At 61.1% G+C, this 15998-nt stretch carries 15 protein-coding genes; 7 read left to right on the top strand and 8 right to left on the bottom strand.

Going from position 1 to position 15998, the window contains the following annotated elements; translation table 11 throughout:
- Positions 1-12: 12 nt before the first annotated feature.
- From mltB to lipB, 5 genes are read left to right on the top strand one after another with little or no spacing between them, the layout of a single operon-like run.
- The gene (gene mltB, locus BM267_RS12185) at positions 13-1029 is read left to right on the top strand and encodes a lytic murein transglycosylase B (RefSeq protein WP_036990580.1); all 1017 of its coding nucleotides are present in this window, start codon (positions 13-15) and stop codon (positions 1027-1029) included.
- Complete coding sequence (locus BM267_RS12180) at positions 1026-1934, top strand: septal ring lytic transglycosylase RlpA family protein (RefSeq protein WP_074780345.1); 909 nt, start codon at positions 1026-1028, stop codon at positions 1932-1934. The genes mltB and BM267_RS12180 overlap by 4 nt, the downstream gene beginning before the upstream one ends.
- 59 nt (positions 1935-1993) lie before the next feature.
- On the top strand, positions 1994-3184 hold the full coding sequence (locus BM267_RS12175) for a D-alanyl-D-alanine carboxypeptidase family protein (RefSeq protein WP_074780348.1): 1191 nt from the start codon (positions 1994-1996) through the stop codon (positions 3182-3184).
- A 10-nt stretch (positions 3185-3194) separates the two neighbouring features.
- Entirely contained in the window at positions 3195-3470 is a 276-nt protein-coding gene (locus BM267_RS12170) for an HP0495 family protein (RefSeq protein ID WP_036990578.1), read from the top strand.
- Positions 3470-4093 (top strand): lipoyl(octanoyl) transferase LipB, encoded by a 624-nt coding sequence (lipB, locus tag BM267_RS12165; protein WP_036990577.1) that lies wholly within the window; start codon positions 3470-3472, stop codon positions 4091-4093. Before BM267_RS12170 ends, lipB begins: the two co-directional genes overlap by 1 nt.
- A gap of 150 nt (positions 4094-4243) precedes the next feature.
- Here the strand turns inward: lipB and lipA are convergent, their stop codons facing one another.
- From lipA to BM267_RS12150, 3 genes are all read right to left on the bottom strand, one after another.
- The gene (gene lipA, locus BM267_RS12160; RefSeq protein WP_036990576.1) at positions 4244-5293 is read right to left on the bottom strand and encodes a lipoyl synthase; all 1050 of its coding nucleotides are present in this window, start codon (positions 5291-5293) and stop codon (positions 4244-4246) included.
- A 190-nt stretch (positions 5294-5483) separates the two neighbouring features.
- The gene (locus BM267_RS12155) at positions 5484-7061 is read right to left on the bottom strand and encodes a TerC family protein (RefSeq protein ID WP_074780352.1); all 1578 of its coding nucleotides are present in this window, start codon (positions 7059-7061) and stop codon (positions 5484-5486) included.
- A 189-nt stretch (positions 7062-7250) separates the two neighbouring features.
- On the bottom strand, positions 7251-8531 hold the full coding sequence (locus BM267_RS12150; protein ID WP_074780355.1) for a lytic murein transglycosylase: 1281 nt from the start codon (positions 8529-8531) through the stop codon (positions 7251-7253).
- A 258-nt stretch (positions 8532-8789) separates the two neighbouring features.
- On the opposite strand from BM267_RS12150, the gene BM267_RS12145 reads away from it, so the two are divergent.
- Together BM267_RS12145 and BM267_RS12140 are read left to right on the top strand one after the other, a co-directional pair.
- Positions 8790-10088, top strand: a complete 1299-nt coding sequence (locus tag BM267_RS12145; RefSeq protein WP_235818275.1) for a sialidase family protein — start codon at positions 8790-8792, stop codon at positions 10086-10088.
- A complete protein-coding gene (locus BM267_RS12140) occupies positions 10085-10714 on the top strand; it encodes a hypothetical protein (protein WP_036990572.1) in 630 nt (209 codons plus the stop codon). Before BM267_RS12145 ends, BM267_RS12140 begins: the two co-directional genes overlap by 4 nt.
- Positions 10715-10729: 15 nt before the next feature.
- Here the strand turns inward: BM267_RS12140 and BM267_RS12135 are convergent, their stop codons facing one another.
- Genes BM267_RS12135 through BM267_RS12115 form a run of 5 tightly spaced genes read right to left on the bottom strand, consistent with a single transcriptional unit; the run spans position 10730 to position 15932 of the window.
- Positions 10730-11701 carry a lysylphosphatidylglycerol synthase domain-containing protein gene (locus tag BM267_RS12135; RefSeq protein ID WP_074780358.1) on the bottom strand — a complete coding sequence of 324 codons (972 nt, stop codon included), beginning with the start codon at positions 11699-11701 and terminating at the stop codon, positions 10730-10732.
- Positions 11698-12930 (bottom strand): cardiolipin synthase ClsB, encoded by a 1233-nt coding sequence (gene clsB, locus BM267_RS12130; RefSeq protein ID WP_036990570.1) that lies wholly within the window; start codon positions 12928-12930, stop codon positions 11698-11700. The genes BM267_RS12135 and clsB overlap by 4 nt, the downstream gene beginning before the upstream one ends.
- On the bottom strand, positions 12930-13718 hold the full coding sequence (locus tag BM267_RS12125) for an endonuclease/exonuclease/phosphatase family protein (RefSeq protein WP_136869302.1): 789 nt from the start codon (positions 13716-13718) through the stop codon (positions 12930-12932). Before BM267_RS12125 ends, clsB begins: the two co-directional genes overlap by 1 nt.
- Positions 13715-14632, bottom strand: a complete 918-nt coding sequence (locus BM267_RS12120) for a DUF72 domain-containing protein (protein WP_074780362.1) — start codon at positions 14630-14632, stop codon at positions 13715-13717. Before BM267_RS12120 ends, BM267_RS12125 begins: the two co-directional genes overlap by 4 nt.
- A 13-nt stretch (positions 14633-14645) precedes the next feature.
- On the bottom strand, positions 14646-15932 hold the full coding sequence (locus tag BM267_RS12115) for a zinc-dependent alcohol dehydrogenase (RefSeq protein WP_036990568.1): 1287 nt from the start codon (positions 15930-15932) through the stop codon (positions 14646-14648).
- Positions 15933-15998: the final 66 nt, after the last annotated feature.

The raw sequence follows: 15998 nt of genomic DNA, 5'->3' as shown, positions 1-15998 counted from the left end.
TCGGGATTGCTCATGTTTGATCGCGTTTCAGGTTGGTTGCGCCACAATGCACTGGGAGCGTTGCTGACCGCCGGGTTCAGTCCCGCGCTGCTCGCCGCTGGACCCTATACTGCGGAACATCCGGCGGTTGACCCCTTTGTCGAGGAGATGCGCAGCGAGTACGGCTTCAACTCCGAGCATGTACGCCGATTGTTGGCACAGGCCGAGCGCAAGGACGCTATTCTTGAGGCTATCGCCCGGCCTGCCGAGCGGGTACGGCCGTGGCACGAGTACCGCAAGATCTTCATCACTGATCGACGGGTGAAGGAGGGCGTTGCGTTCTGGAACCAGCACGCCGATGCGCTGGCCAGAGCCGAGGAAGTGTACGGCGTTGAGCCGGAGGTGATTCTGGCTATTCTCGGTGTCGAAACATTCTATGGCGGCAACAAGGGCAGCCATCGGGTGATCGATGCGCTGACCACTCTGGGCTTCGATTATCCGCCGCGGGCAGACTTCTTTCGCCGTCAGCTCAAGTCCTTTCTGGTGCTAACCCGCGAGCAGCAGGTCGATCCGCTTGAACTGACCGGCTCCTACGCCGGCGCCATGGGGTATCCGCAGTTCATTCCCAGCAGCTACCAGGCCTTTGCTGTCGACTTCGATGACGACGGGGTGGCGGATATCTGGAACAATCCGGTCGATGCCATTGGCAGTGCGGCCAATTACTTCGCCGAGCACAAGTGGCAGCACGGCGCTGATGTGGCGATTGCCGCCGACGTTTCGGGGGATGATTTCGCCAAGGGGTTTACCCTGGACCGCGGTCTGGAGGCGAAGATCAGCGTCGGCGAGCTGAAGCGCCTGGGCTGGACTCCGCAGCAGGAGCTGGATGACGCTACTGAGGTGATGGCCTTCGAGTTCGACGCCGGGGAACATAAACAGTATTGGCTGGGTCTGAACAACCTGCATGTCATTACCCGGTACAATCGGAGCGTCATGTACGCTATGGTCGTGCATCAGTTGGCCGACCTGATAAGGGAAGCGAGGGACCAATGAACAAGCCATTGCGCAACGGCCCGGGCGTTGCCGTCGTCTGTCTGCTGTTGGCGCTGCTGAGCGCCTGCTCATCGTCGCCGGTGCAGCAGGGCCAGGGTGAGACAGCCAGTGCCAGCAAGCCGCGCCCAGCCCAAGATGGTGCGCCGGATTATTTTCAGGATGTATCGCAAATTCCGGACGCGGTCCCGGTACCCCATACCGGCGCGTACAAGGCTTCGCCCTATCGGGTGCTGGGGCGCAACTACAACCCGATGAAGGACGGCCGCAATTACCGCGAGACCGGTCTGGCGTCGTGGTATGGCACCAAGTTTCATGGCCAGTTGACCGCCAACGGTGAGTCCTACGATCTGTATGGCATGACCGCCGCCCACAAGACCCTGCCGTTGCCGACCTATGTCCGCGTGACCAATGTGGATAATGACCGCAGCATCATCGTGCGGGTCAATGACCGTGGACCGTTTCACTCAGACCGTATCATCGACCTGTCCTACGCTGGCGCCGTCAAGCTGGGCTTCGCCGAGAAGGGCGTGGCGCGGGTGCGGGTGGAGGGTATTGACCCGGTGGTCTGGCAACAGCAGAACAACCCCGGTTATCTGGTCAAGGCGCAGCCCTCAACAACACCAACTGCGGCGGCAGCCAGCCCGGCACCGGCCACGGTGGTAGCGAGCGCCGGGTTGTACCTTCAGGTTGGCGCCTTTGCCTCTGATCAGGCGGCCGAGCAGTTACGCAGCCAATTGCAGGGCATGGTCAGTGCGCCGGTATTTGTTACCCCGATAGAGCAGGATTCCCGTACGTTGCATCGGGTCCGGCTCGGGCCAGTAAGTGATCATGCCGAGGCAGAAAGGCTGATGGAGACATTGCGCCTGGCCAATCTTGGCAACCCGTCGCTGGTCAGCGCCAATTGATATTGCCGTTGTCTGCCAACGGCCCCTTGCGTTCCACATTTTCCAAGACAGTGAGCATCATGTTTAAAAAATTCATTCACACCCTGTTGATTTCCAGCGCTGTGCTGCTCGTCCCGGCAGCCCTGGCTCAGACGCCGCAACCGCAGCCGCAACCCCAGGCTGCCGCCCCGCTGATGCCGCCGGCACCAACAGTCGCTGCTTCGAGCTATCTGCTGATTGACGCCGATAGTGGCAAGGTCCTGGTCGAACACAATGCTGACCAGCCGCTGCCGCCGGCCAGTCTGACAAAGATGATGACCAGCTATATTGCCAGCATGGAGATTCTGCGCGGCCAGCTGAAGGAAACCGATCAGGTGCTGATCAGTGAAAAGGCCTGGCGCATGGGTGGCTCGAAGATGTTCATCGAGGTGGGCAACCAGGTGCCGGTGATTGACCTGCTGCGCGGCATCATCATCCAGTCGGGCAATGACGCCAGCGTTGCGATGGCCGAGCACATCGCCGGCAGCGAGGACTCCTTTGCCGATCTGATGAACAGCCATGCCAAGCGTCTGGGCATGGTCAATACCCATTTCGAGAACGCCTCCGGCCTGCCGTCGGAGAATCATTACTCCAGCGCCCGGGATATGGCCATCATGGCCAAGGCGATCATCAACGACGATCCCGAGCACTACAAGTTGTACAAGGAAAAGGAATACGTCTGGAATGGTATTCGCCAGCCCAATCGCAACCTCATGCTGTGGCGTGACAAGTCGGTGGATGGCCTGAAGACCGGCCATACCGAGGAAGCTGGTTACTGTCTGGTGGCCTCGGCTGAGCGCGATGGCATGCGCCTGATCTCGGTGGTGATGGGGACTGTCAGCGAACAGGCTCGCGCTGCTGAAACCCAGAAGCTGCTGACCTGGGGCTTCCGCTTCTTCGAGACCAAGAGTTTCTATCAGCCGGGCCAGGTGGTTGCGCCGGCGCGGGTCTGGGCCGGGCAGGCTGACCAGGTGGATGCCGGTCTGGCTGAAGGTCTGGTGCTGACTCTGCCCAAGGGGCAGGCCGACAAGCTGGAAGCGGGTGTTACAATGAATCCGGTTATCAAGGCGCCGATCGCTGCGGGCGACGTGCTGGGTCAGGTCGAAGTCAAGCTGGGTGAAGAGGTGGTCCATACCGCCCCGCTGGTAGCTCTGGCTGATGTGGAAGAAGCCGGTCTGTTCGGTCGCCTGTGGGACAGCATCCGCCTGTTTTTCTACGGCCTGTTCAACTGAGGACTTCGCCATGAGCGACAAGACTCCTGAAGCGCCGAAGATCGAGTTTCCTTGCCAGTACCCGATCAAGATCATCTGCAGTGCCGGTGACGGCGTCATCGAGCTGGTACTGGCAGTGGTCAGGCAGCACGACGCTGCGCTGGATGCCGACAAGCTGGTAGTGCAAGACAGCAAGAACGGTCGCTTTCAATCCCTGCGGCTGGTGATGACGGCAACCGGCGAGCAGCAGCTGCAGCAGTTGCATGCTGATCTCAAGGCCACCGGCCACGTGCATATGGTGCTGTGATGTCGGAGCTGATCGTCCGAGCTCTCGGGCTGGTGGATTACCAGCCCACGCTGGAGGCCATGCGTAAGCTGACCGCCGAGCGTGATGCCGATACCCCTGATGAAATCTGGTTGCTGCAGCATCCGGCGGTCTTCACCCAGGGACAGGCTGGCAAGGCGGAGCACTTGCTGGCGCCGGGGGATATCCCGGTGATCCAGGTCGAGCGCGGTGGCCAGGTAACCTATCATGGCCCGGGCCAATTGGTCGGCTATCTGATGCTGGATCTGCGGCGTATGGGGTTGGGTGTGCGCGAGCTGGTCACCGCCATGGAGCGGAGCCTGGTCGATCTGCTGGCGTCTTATGACGTGGAAGCAGCGCCGAAGCCCGATGCGCCGGGCGTATATGTGAACGGTGCGAAAATCGCTTCACTGGGCCTGCGTGTGCGCCGTGGTTGCTCGTTCCATGGTCTGGCGCTGAATGTGGACATGGACATGCAGCCGTTCCAGCGCATCAACCCTTGTGGCTACAGTGGCTTGCAAATGGTCCAGCTCAGTGAGCTGGTAGCGCAGCCGGTGAGCATCGAAGAGGTGGCGCAGCGGCTGGAACAGGCGCTGCGCAAGCAGCTCGGGTTTCCGCAGGCGTAGATCGTTACATCTTTTTCCCATCCTGGGAAGGTCGAGCCCGCAGGCCGCGATCGGACTCGATGCGCAGCCTGCCGGTAACCCCGACGGTGTCGGCTGATTTGGTACGAGCTGGTGCTCGAACCTCCCAGGCTATCCTCGGCGGCGTCCTGGTTATCTGAGATTCAGAGTCGGGATCAGATTGCTATCGACGTCCTGCCCCGGTACCGGAACAGGGGCGGCCAAGCCGAGATTGTTCTTCTCGAATACCCGGTCGGCACGGTAGCTGGAGCGTACCAGCGGCCCGGAAGCGACTTCCATAAAGCCCTTGGCCAGGCCCAGTTCACGGTAACGATTGAATTCCTCGGGGCTGACCCAGCGCTTGACGGGCAGGTGATTGCGGGTGGGTTGCAGGTACTGGCCGAGGGTGACGATATCCACGCCAATGGCCCGCAGTTCATCGAAGGTCTGCAGGATCTCCTCATCGGTTTCACCCAGGCCAACCATCAGGCTGGTCTTGGTCAACACCTGAGGGCGATGGCGCTTGGCGTGCTCCAGCACCTTCAGGGTCTTGCCATAGCCGGAGCGCGGATCACGTACTTCCCGGGTCAGTCGTTCAACGGTCTCAACGTTCTGGGCGAAAACCTCCAGCCCGGAATCGACCACCAGTTCCACTGCGGCCAGGTCAGCGTCGAAGTCCGGCGTCAGGGCCTCGACCACTACCTGTGGTGTACGCTGCTTGATGGCGCGTACGCACGCGGCGTAATGACTGGCACCACCGTCGTCCAGGTCGTCGCGGTCCACCGAGGTGAGCACGATATAGCGTAGCGCCATGAGTTCGACCGACTTGGCGGTATTCTCCGGCTCCTCGAGATCCAGCCAGCCGTTGGGGTTGCCGGTGTCCACGGCGCAGAAGCGGCAGGCGCGGGTACATACCGAGCCCATCAGCATGATGGTGGCAGTACCGTTGGACCAGCACTCGCCCATGTTCGGGCAGTGTGATTCCTGACAGACGGTGCTCAGACGGTGCTCAGAAACGTTGCGCTTGACCGCCTCGAACCGATCACCCGCCGGCGCCTTGACACGCAGCCACTTGGGTTTGGGTTCAAATACTGTGGGTTCGGCGTTGGCACGGCGCTTCTGGCCATCCTTGATGGCGGCAATACCTTGGGCATTGCGGAATTTTTCACCACTGGCAACGTTGGTTGGCGTGCTGTCAGACATCGGGATTCAGGGCTCCTGGTAGAGGCTCCATGGGAGTGTGCGCGGACACGGGCTGGCTTGTAGCCACGGGGCAGTTTACCACAGGCGCTGTAGGTGTGGGGGGAGGGCGTAGGCCGGGCTGGCGGTGTTATTCGTGGCCAAAGCCGCCGCACCCACAAGTGATTGTTATTGCTGGGTGCGGCGGAAACGGTCAGTCGCGTGACTGACCGCCCACTTCGTCCGACCGCGTCAGTTCGACCCGGGCGATGCGCATATGCTCGATCTCGAGAATACGCATCTGCCAGCCTTCGACGCTCAGCAACTCATTCTGCTCGGGCATGTGTTCAAGCTGATTGAGGATCAAGCCGGCCAGGGTGGTATACAGCTGGCTGCGCGGCAATGGCTCGGGTAGCTGGCGGTTGATCTCTTCCAGGTTTTCGCTGGCGTCGGCCTCATAGCGACCCGGTCCGATTTCGAGCACGCTGGGCGTCAAATCCATGCCCTGTTCAACCTCGGGCAGTTCCCCGGCGATGGCTTCCATGATGTCGGTCAGACTGACGATGCCCTCCAGAGTGCCGAACTCATCCACCACGAACGCCATCTGCTTGCCCTCGTGACGGAAGGCTTCCAGCGCCTTGATCGCATTCTGGGTCTCGAACAGCACGACAGGTTGCTCGATGTACTGCTCGAAATGCAGTTCGCCGCCCCGCAGGATGGCATCGAGCAGGGTCTTCTTCTGAACTATCCCCAGCGGTTCGTCGTGTTTGCCATCGCGAATCACTGCCAGGCGCGAGTAGGGCGAGTCCAGCAGCTGCTGACGCTGCTCGTCCAGGCTGGTACTCAAGTCGAGTGCATGCACCTCGCGCCGCGGGGTCATCAGTGCCTTGATGTTGGTGTCGGCCAGGCTGAGCACGCCGCGGATCATGTCGCGCTCATTCTCATGGAACACCTGTGCCAGCGTATCCTCGTCGGCAAAGCCTTCCTCGGACACCTGCTCGGCGCTGTCACCCTTGCCCAGCAGGCGCAGGATATTGTTGGCCGTGCGCTCGCGCAGGGTGCCGCCAGTATCCAGCCATTTCTGCTTGTTGTGGCGGGCCAGCTGGTTGAAGAACTCGACCATGATCGAGAAGCCGATAGCAGCATACAGATACCCCTTGGGTATATGCAGACCAACCCCTTCGGCGACCAGGCTGAAGCCGATCATCAACAGAAAGCCCAGACACAGGATGATCAAGGTCGGGTGGGCATTCACAAAGCGGGTGAGGCGCTTGCTGGCCAGCAGCATCACGGCCATGGCTACGATCATGGCAATGGCCATTACCGCCAGCTCGTCGGCCATGCCGATAGCGGTGACCACCGAGTCGATGGAGAACACCGCATCAAGGATAACGATCTGGGTTACCACCACACCGAAGCTGGAATAGGCCAGACGTGCGCCGCTGCTGTGCTGGCGGCCTTCCAGGCGCTCATGCAGCTCCATGGTAGCCTTGAACAGCAGAAACAGGCCGCCCGCCAGCATGATCAGATCGCGCGCTGATACGGCGTGCTCACCGAAGTGGAATAGCGGATTGGTCAGGGTCACCAGCCAGGCGATGCTCATCAACAGCAACAGGCGCATGATCAGCGCCAGAGACAGGCCGAGGATCCGTGCCTTGTCACGTTGGTGCGGCGGCAGCTTCTCCGCCAGAACGGCGATGAATACCAGGTTGTCGATACCAAGAACGATTTCCAGGGCGATCAGCGCGAACAGGCCTGCCCAGACGGTAGGATCAGCCAGCCATTCGAACATGGACGGCCTCCTTGGAGGTCTGGTGCAGTGCAACTGCGGGGATTGATTGTGAAGATGGGGTGCGAAGACGGTCTGTCATCGCGTTTGTTCGGGGAGGGACAGAGTTCAAAACGGTAAACCAGTGGCTTATGGAAAGATCCTTATACGCCTTCTTCGGTTATCGGACAAACTGATATTTGTTGCCGTCTGTCAGTTTGTCCGATGGCGCAGGGCTTTCAGCAGCTGTTGATCGGGGTAGCCGTCGGCCGGCCAGCCCAGGGCGATCTGCAGACGCCGTATTGCCTGACGGGTATTGGCACCGATGATGCCATCAACGCTGCCGGGCTCGTAGCCCTGAGCTTGCAGATGTTCCTGCAGCTCCAGACGTTCGGTGCGTGACAACGGTTTGTCATCGGTCGGCCAACTGGCTTGAATCGTGCCGCGGCCCTGCAAGCGTTCCGCCAGCAGCCCGATGGCCAGGGCATAGCTGGTGGAGTTGTTGTAGCGCAGAATGCTGCGGAAATTGTTCATCACCAGAAACGCCGGGCCGCGATGGCCGGCGGGCAGTACCAACGTGGCCTCGGTGCTCGGCTGGCCGGCCAGCGGGCGACCACGGGCGTCGGTCACGCCGAGATCGGCCCACTCGGACAAGGGTTTGCGGATGGACATGTCCGCCAAGGCATAGTCGAAACCCTCGCCCAGGCGTACTTCCATGCCCCAGGGCGCACCGGATTGCCAGTTGGAAGCGCGCAGATAGTTCGCGGCGGAGGCGAGGGCATCGGCTTCGGTATGCCAGATGTCACGCTTGCCATTGCCATCGAAATCCACTGCGTGGTCGTTGTAGGTAGTGGGAATGAACTGGGTTTGCCCCATGGCGCCGGCCCAGGAGCCGGTCATGCCATCGACGGTGATGTCGCCCCGTTGCAGTATTTCCAGAGCGGCCAGCAGTTGGGCCTGGGCGAAGTCGGAGCGGCGGCCCTGGTGAGCGAGGGTGGCCAACGAGCGGATGACCGAGCGATCGCCCATATTGCTGCCGAAATTGCTTTCCAGGCCCCAGATGGCAACCAGAATATGCCGGTCCACGCCATAGCGCGCCTCGATCTCCTGCAGGATACCGGCATGACGTGTCAGCATCAGGCGCCCGGTGGCCTGGCGTTGCGTGGACAAGGCCCCGTCCAGGTACTCCCAGACTGGCCGAGTGAATTCGGGCTGACTCTGATCGGCCTTCAGTACTGCCGGATCAGGTCCGATGTCATGGAATGCCTGGTCGAACAGCCGGGCATCGATGCCGCTGGCCAGTGCCTGGGCGCGAAAGCCATCACGCCATTGGCTGAAGGTAAGGTTGTCTGCTTCAGCTCTGGCGGTGTTGACGCCCGGCTGAACCGAGGCTTCCAGACGGTTCTCACCGCAGGCGGACAGGACCAGCAGACCGGCGGCCACCGCAAGAAGATTGCGGCACAGGGTGCTGAAACGAATGGGCTGATTGCGCATGTATCGGTTCCGACAGATTCAGATTCCGGCCCACTGTAGCACGCACCTACGCAAGGGCGAACCGCTGGGCCTGATGTTGTATTGCTGTTGGAGGGCGCCGACCGCTCCAGGTTCCTTGGTCGAGCCGAAAGATAAAAATATGTCGATCGGGCAAAGGGGCTGGTACTATCCACGGATGTCGTTTTGCAGCCAGGCTGTTTGCGCATATTCGGGGGCGTTCGACGCTGCAGACACAACAGGACATGAAGAACTAGAACAATGCAATGGAACAGTAATACCAGTCGATGGCGGATGCTGGCGATTCCCGCCGTGCTGGGTGTTTTTCTTGCAGCCTGGTCGCTGCATCCGGCTTATGAGATGTCGGATTTCTCGCCTTTTCCCGCCGCTGACTTCAATACTGCGCAGGTGGATCAGGAAGCTGAATTTCAGCAGGGTTTCGCGTCATCGGACCTGGACGAGTTCGTTCATTCGCCTTCCGTAGCGGCTTTGCCCGGTGGTGACCTCATGGCGGCATGGTTCGCCGGCTCCCGGGAAGGTGCTGCTGATGTGGATATTCGTGGCGCGCGGTTCGATGCCGTCACGGGCACCTGGGGCGAAGAACGGGTACTGGTGACCCGGGAAATGACCCGTCGTGCCATCGGTAAACCCATTCGCAAGCTGGGCAACCCGGTGATCGCATTTTCCCCGGATGAACGCCTGTGGCTGTTCTATGTCTCGGTGTCGGTAGGCGGCTGGGCAGGCAGCGCAGTCAATGCCATGGTGTCCGATGATCTTGGCGTCACCTGGTCGAAACCCCGCCAGCTGGTAACTACTCCTTTCGTGAATATCAGCACCCTGGTCCGCTCCGCGCCGGTGTTCCATGAAGACGGCTCGATCGGCGTGCCGGTGTACCACGAATTCCTTGGCAAATTTCCGGAATACCTATATCTGGACGCCCAGGGGCGGGTCGTCGACAAATTCCGTATCGCCGATGGTACGAATTCCCTGCAGCCTACGGTGGTGCCCCTGGATGGCAAGCGGGCCGTGGCGCTGCTGCGTCATGCCGGGCGCGAAGGGCATGTGCTGGCAACCGTGACCGAGGATGCCGGACGAACCTGGCAGCCGGAATGGCCCGTTGCACCATGGAACCCCAACACTTCCCTCGCTGCAGTGCGCTCGGGGTCGGGCAGTTTGTTGGTGGCGCAGAACAACTTGCTCGATGGGCGATTCAAGCTGAGCCTGGATGAAGCCACCAACAATCTTACCGAGTGGTCGCTGGTAGCCTCGCTGGACGCCTCCCCGGACCCCGACGGCAAGCCTTTTCCGCGGGTCAGGTATGAAGAGCTGATGCGCAAGAAGTTTCTCGACTCCAGCGGCACATCGCGTCAGCAACTGTTGACCGGCTATCTGCGGGAGATCGACCAGCGCATGTGCCACGACGGCATGTGCGACTTCGAATACGAATATCCCTACATGATCCGGGCCACCGATGGCCGTTATCACCTGGTCTATGCCTGGAATAACAGCTTCATCAAGCATGTAGCCTTCAACGATGCGTGGCTGGAGGCGCAGCTATGATTCCGATTAGTGTGCAATCCTGCCTGAGTTTCGCCTTGTTGGTATTCCTGCTGCTGCCCAGTGGTCGGCTGCCCCAGCGCTATCGCGCTCTACTGCTGATCGGCGTGCTGCTGGTGGGCATGGTGCCGTTGCCCGGCGGGTTGTCCCTGGCAGGCTATCTGCGTGGGCTGACCGACGAGTTGTCGATCACCGCCATGCTCTGGCTGCTGGCCGGTGCGGCGTTGCGCCTGGGCTGGACGCGTGGCCGCTCGGCCTCGGCTACCTGGCAGTTGTGGTCGGTGTTTGCAGTGCTGGGGGTGGTGCTCTATCCCGCTTCCATGGGTGTGGGCATGCTGGACACCTACAGCTGGGGTTACTCGCCCCGGTCGCTGATCGTGCTGATTGGCGCATTGACGCTGGCACTTCTGCTGCTGGGCAATTGGTTGGGTGTCTTCATGCTGACGTTGGCAACGCTGGCTTTCACCCTCGATATCAAGGCCTCGGAAAACTACTGGGACTATCTGATCGACCCCTTCGTCGCGCTCTTCGCCATTGCCATGCTACTGGGCAACGCGGTTGGTGCCATGCGCCGGTGGCGGCGTGGCGCGCTCACGCCGGTCCCGCAGTTGGATGACGGGTTGGACTGAACCCGAGCGCAGCGTTCAAGCGGCCTGTCGATTGGCGCTGCGCATGGCCTTGGCGCGTTTTTCCAATACCAGATAGATGGCGACTGCCACGCTCAGTGGCAGCAGAAAATAAACTGCCCGATAGCCAATCAACGCTGCCAGCAGGCTGCTTCTCGGCAGTTCATCTTGTAGCAGGGTGAGAAAGATCATTTCCAGCACACCCAGACCGGCGGGAATGTGGGTGATGACCCCGGCGATGCTGCTGATCAGCAGCACCCCCAGAACCCCGGGATAGAATGCCTCGGGGGGTAGCAGCAACCAGATGATCAGCGCCATCAGCGACCAGTTGAGTGCGCCCACCGCGGCCTGGACTAGCGCCAATTGCCAGGACGGCAGTTCGATGGTCTGGTCGCGTATCTGCCAACTGCGCTTGCGCGAGAAGGCGCAGGCCAGCACATAGATGACGGCGGCTATGATCATTGCCACCCCGATCACCCGCAAACCACCATTCCCCACCGCCCAACCCGCCGGCAGCTTTACCCAGCCCATTGCGAAGACGCAGCCGGCCAACCACAGATAGCCCAGCCAGTTGGTGATGATGCTCAGGCTGAAGACCCGGGCGATGGTCGGTATATCCAGCCCCAGTCGTGAATACAGCCGAAAGCGCAGCGCCACGCCGCCCACCAGGGCGTTGAGGTTGAGATTGAACGCATAGCAGACGAAAACCAGGGGGATCACCTGGCGAATCGGCAAGCGGTGCCCGGTATAGTACCGGCCCAAGAGATCAAAGCTACAGTAGGTCAGATAGCTCAGCAGCGCGACGCCGACGGCAGCCGCCACTACCCATAGCGGATAATCGCGTAGTGCCCCGCCCACGGCCTGCCAGTCGGTATTGCGCAATTGCATATACAGCAATACCGGGATGGCGATGAAGAAGAACAGGGTCAGCACACGCTTGCCCCAGCGCAACCAGGGATTGCCAGGTGCGGATTCGTGTTCGTCGCTCAAAGCAACTTCTCCTGTTCGAGAGTGGCGAGCTCTTCCTCCGCGGGGTCGTCCTGAGGCAGGAGCGGCTCCAGGCGCGGGGTGTGGGCGGGCAGGCTGCCGGCAATGGCCGGAAAATGCCGCAGAAAGTGGAAGAACAGAAAGGTCATCGGCGCTCGCCACCAGAAGCCACGAGTAGCCTTGGCCGCGGTGATCTCATCGCAGTGCTTATTGGCCAGAGATTGCAGGTGGTTGTACAGCCGCTGGTTGAGCTGCGGATCGCGGATGAACAGGTTGCCCTCCAGGTTCAGCGACAGGCTCAGGGGGTCCAGATTGCTGGAGCCCACCGTCACCCATTCCCGGTCCATCAGCGCCACCTTGCCGTGCAATGGGCGTTTGCAATATTCGTGGATGACCACGCCGCTGCGCAAGAGGTAGCTGTAGAGAAAGGTCGAACAATGACGTACCCAGGGCATGTCCGGTTCACCCTGCAGAATGAGCGTGACGTGCACGCCACGGCGGGCAGCGTTGCGCAATTCGCGCAGCATGCGATAACCGGGAAAGAAATAGGCGTTGGCGATCACCAGGCGGTGGTTGGCCGAGCGTATGGCACGTAGATATTGATCTTCGATGTCGGAGGTGTGGCGATTGTTGTCGCGGATCGCCAGCATGATCCAGGCGGCGCCGGCGTGGCGCGCGCGCGCGCGGTCTTCCGGGTTCAGCGGCAACGGTAGTTCACGGCGGGCATGACGGAACAGATTGAGGCTGGCATGGCGGATATCGCTGACCACCGGCCCGCGTACTTCCACGGCGTAGTCCTGTTTGGCACCTGGACCATAATCCCCCAGATGCACGGCAGTGAAATTGATGCCGCCGACATAGGCCACCTCGCTGTCTACTACCACGATTTTGCGATGCAGGCGGCGGAAGAGGTTGGTGCGCATGCCCATCAGCTTGGGCTGGGGATCAAATACATGCACCCGGATGCCGGCTTCGATCATCTCGCCGATGTACTCGTTACTCAGGTCCACGGTGCCGTAGCCATCGACGATGACTTCCACATGGGCGCCATTGCTCGCGGCGCTGATCAATGCTCGCTGCAGCTCCTTGCCAACCTTGTCTTCCAGAATGATGAAGGTCTCCAGCAACACCTCCTTGCGGGCGTTGCGGATACGTTCGAACACGCGAGGAAAGAACTCCTCGCCGTTGATCAGCAGGTCTGCATCATTGCCTTCACGCCAGACGGGTCTCATCAGAAACGTACCTCGACAGACAGTGGCGCATGGTCCGACAGGTGTGACCAGGGGCGCCGGTAAAGCGTTTCCGGTCCATGGGTTGTCAGGTTGCGGACATAAATCCGGTCCAGACACAGCACTGGCCATTGCGCCGGAAAACTCTTCGCCGGCGACCCGTTGGCGGTGACGAAGGCCTCTTTGAGACCGCATCTGTCCAGCCTGTCTCCGGCGCGCTTGAGCCAATCATTGAAGTCACCGGCAACGATTACCGGATCGTCCGGCGGCAACTCGTCGAGCAGTCGGCACAATAGGCGCAACTGACGCCGACGGTGGCGTTCCCACAGGCCCAGATGCACACAGATGGCATGCAGGTCCGCCTGGCCCGGCACGTCGAGGATGGCATGCAGTAAGCCACGCTCTTCGGTGCCACTGATAGATACATCCAGATTCTCGTAGTGCAGTATCGGAAATTTGGACAGCAACGCATTGCCATGGTGCCCTTCGGGATATACCGCATTGCGGCCGTAGGCGAACTGGGGCCAGATGGTATCGGCCAGGTATTCATAGTGAGGCGCATCCGGCCAGTTATCGATGTTGCGACCATGGCGATCGTTGTTGCCCAACACTTCCTGAAGAAACACCACATCCGCAGACAGGGTGCGCACGGCGTCGCGCAGCTCCGGCAGGATGAAGCGCCGGTTCAGCCAGCTGAAACCCTTGTGCGTATTGATGGTCAGCACCTTCAATGAATGGACCGTGGGCGCCCGGTTGGTGAGATGTTCCTGGGTGGAGCTCAATGGGGTCACAGAAAACGCTCCGGCAGCTGGCCCGGCTTGATTTCCAGTCCCTCGGCGCGCCCTAGCTTCTCCAGAAGCTGGCGCGCGTCATAGGGGGCGCGGACCTTGATGTCGTTATCGAAGTAGCAATAGATGTCGCGCTCGGCGCTTGAACTATCCCCCTGTTCGGATAGTCGGCGGGCACCTTCCGGCTGTTTGCCGCCGGCCCAGGCGCGGATGCGGCGCGCCCAGTCGTCCAGCGCCGAATCATCGTAGCCGCTGCTATACAGCTCCTTGTCGCCATGCAAACGCAGGTACATGAAATCGGCGGTCAGCTCCTCCACCAGCGGCCATTTGCCTGCGGTATCCGCGACCACCAGGGCGATCCGATGCTTGCGTAGCAGCTCGATGAAGCCCTCCTGCATGAAGCTGCGGTGGCGAATTTCCACTGCATGGCGCAGGCGGGTTTTGGCTCCTGTAGTTAGCCCCTCTGGCGCAGGAAAGCGGGGGCTGCGCGCGGCGCATTGGACGGCCTCGCCGAAGGTGCGCGGCAGCTGTTCGAACAACTCAGTGAACAGGGGTGGGTCATAGCGAAAGCTGGGCGGGAACTGCCAGAGAAAGGCGCCCAACTTGCGCTCCAGTTGCAGCGGCCCGGAGGCGAAGAAGTTGGCCAGCGGCTCATCCAGCTCGCGCAGACGTTTGACATGGGTGATATAGCGGGGCGCCTTGACGCTGAACACGAAATCATCCGGTGTGCTGTCGCGCCAGTTGCTGAACCGCTCCGGGGTTTGCAGGGCATAGAAGGAGCCGTTGATCTCGATGCTGCTGACCGTGCGCGAGGCATACTCCAGCTCCCGGCGCTGCAGCAGACCTTCGGGGTAGAAGTCGCCGCGCCAGGGTTCATAACGCCAGCCGGAAATGCCAATACGGATATCACTGCTCATGGGGACAGGCCATTCAAGGTTTCGGGGAAGCCATGGCAGGTGGATCGCTGGCCGGGAAGGACTCATCCAGCGCTTCGTCCAGCTGCGCTTCTTCATGGCTGCCCTGTGGTTGCAGCGCGACCTTGACCCAGCCGCAGGCGCGCCGGTCGAACGCCTTGAAGGCCTCGATGCTGTCTTCCATGGGCTCGACGCGGGTGAGAATCTGCGTGGGATCGACCCGGCCGCTGAGCACCAGCTCCAACAGGAGAGGAATGTAACGCCGGTGATGGCAATTGCCCATGTTGACCGTCAGGTTACGGCTGGCGGCCAGACCGATGGGAAAGGTGCGTGATTGCGGTGCATAGAGGCCGATCACCGACAGGGTGCCAGCCTTGGCGAGACCGGCCACGGCCCACTGCAGCGCCTGGCTCGGCGCATCGCCGGGATGCCAGTTGTCGCCGTCGGGGTTGGTGTGCGGGGCATTTTCGGCCATCTCCTGACGGAACCGCCCCCGTTGCAGCAGATCATGATCCTGGCAGGAATGTTCGGCGTCCACCCCTACGGCATCGATGGCGCGGTCCACGCCGATACCGCCGGTCAGACGTTGCAGAGTGGCGACGGGGTCTTCGATATCGAAGTTGATGACCTCGGCACCCTGGCAACGGGCCATATCGAGCCGGTCCGGCAAATGATCAATGGCGAACACCCGCGCTGCGCCCAACAGCAGGGCGCTGGCGATGGCAAACTGGCCGACCGGCCCGCAACCGAATACCGCGACGGTATCACCGGGCGTAATTTCTGCCATCTCGGCGCCGAAGTAGCCGGTAGGGAAGACGTCGGACAGCAGAATTGCCTGGTCATCGGTAATGGCTTCGGGAATCTTGATCAGGCCGATATTGGCATGGGGAATACGCGCTTTCTCAGCCTGCAGACCATCGAAACTGCCGCTGGATTCCGGCCCGCCAAAGAAGGCGGTGCCGGCCTGGGGGCCCTTTGGATTGGCGGTATCGCACTGGGCGTAGTAACCGGCGCGGCAGTAGGAGCAGTTGCCGCAGGCGATGGTCGAGGCGACGATCACCCGATCGCCCACCTGCAGATTGCGCACATCGGTGCCCAGGGTTTCGACCACCCCCACACCTTCATGGCCGAGGATGGTGCCCTTGCGCATGCCGCTGATGCTGCCGCGGACAAAATGCAGATCGGTACCGCAGATGGCCGAGGCGGTCAGGCGGATGATGGCATCGGTTGGCTCATGCAGCACCGGATCAGCCACTTCTTCCAGGCGTATGTCACCGACATCATGAAAAACGACGGCTTTCATCCTCAGTCCTCCCGTGTCGCTGCGTTTTGTAGTGCCTACAGTTTCCGACTGGCGGGCCCAGGCTTG

Origin of the sequence: Halopseudomonas bauzanensis (genome assembly GCF_900114735.1) — a bacterium.
Classification (GTDB): domain Bacteria; phylum Pseudomonadota; class Gammaproteobacteria; order Pseudomonadales; family Pseudomonadaceae; genus Halopseudomonas; species Halopseudomonas bauzanensis.
The sequence above is the reverse complement of the archived record's forward strand: the minus strand, read 5'-3'. Positions and strand labels throughout refer to the sequence as shown.

Coding starts and splice junctions, on each gene's coding strand:
- mltB (WP_036990580.1), top strand. CDS start 13: ATGTTTGATCGCGTTTCAGGTTGGTTGCGCCACAATGCACTGGGAGCG.
- BM267_RS12180 (WP_074780345.1), top strand. CDS start 1,026: ATGAACAAGCCATTGCGCAACGGCCCGGGCGTTGCCGTCGTCTGTCTG.
- BM267_RS12175 (WP_074780348.1), top strand. CDS start 1,994: ATGTTTAAAAAATTCATTCACACCCTGTTGATTTCCAGCGCTGTGCTG.
- BM267_RS12170 (WP_036990578.1), top strand. CDS start 3,195: ATGAGCGACAAGACTCCTGAAGCGCCGAAGATCGAGTTTCCTTGCCAG.
- lipB (WP_036990577.1), top strand. CDS start 3,470: ATGTCGGAGCTGATCGTCCGAGCTCTCGGGCTGGTGGATTACCAGCCC.
- lipA (WP_036990576.1), bottom strand. CDS start 5,293: ATGTCTGACAGCACGCCAACCAACGTTGCCAGTGGTGAAAAATTCCGC.
- BM267_RS12155 (WP_074780352.1), bottom strand. CDS start 7,061: ATGTTCGAATGGCTGGCTGATCCTACCGTCTGGGCAGGCCTGTTCGCG.
- BM267_RS12150 (WP_074780355.1), bottom strand. CDS start 8,531: ATGCGCAATCAGCCCATTCGTTTCAGCACCCTGTGCCGCAATCTTCTT.
- BM267_RS12145 (WP_235818275.1), top strand. CDS start 8,790: ATGCAATGGAACAGTAATACCAGTCGATGGCGGATGCTGGCGATTCCC.
- BM267_RS12140 (WP_036990572.1), top strand. CDS start 10,085: ATGATTCCGATTAGTGTGCAATCCTGCCTGAGTTTCGCCTTGTTGGTA.
- clsB (WP_036990570.1), bottom strand. CDS start 12,930: ATGAGACCCGTCTGGCGTGAAGGCAATGATGCAGACCTGCTGATCAAC.
- BM267_RS12120 (WP_074780362.1), bottom strand. CDS start 14,632: ATGAGCAGTGATATCCGTATTGGCATTTCCGGCTGGCGTTATGAACCC.
- BM267_RS12115 (WP_036990568.1), bottom strand. CDS start 15,932: ATGAAAGCCGTCGTTTTTCATGATGTCGGTGACATACGCCTGGAAGAA.